General features: G+C 60.4%; 1 pseudogene. It reads left to right on the forward strand.

The window, feature by feature from the left end:
• Positions 1–255: pseudogene (locus WFM69_RS19485) on the forward strand (ABC transporter ATP-binding protein); the annotation flags it as partial.

A 255-nucleotide genomic window follows, 5' to 3' on the forward strand; every position in this document is an offset into this window, starting at 1 on the left:
TGGCGTTGGATCCGCAGGTGATGATCATGGACGAGCCGACCACCGCGCTCGACGTTGTCGTGCAGCGGGGCATCATCCGGGAGATCATGCGGTTGCGGGAGAAGTTGGGGTTCGCGGTGATCTTCATGACGCATGATCTGCCGATGTTGATCGAGATCAGTGATCGGATCGCGATCATGTTGCAGGGGCAGATCGTGGAGGAGGGGACCGCGGCGGAGATCTACCGGTCTCCGCAGCATGAGTACACGAAGCGGT

It is taken from the genome of Microbacterium sp. LB12, assembly GCF_037150835.1.
Classification (GTDB): domain Bacteria; phylum Actinomycetota; class Actinomycetes; order Actinomycetales; family Microbacteriaceae; genus Microbacterium.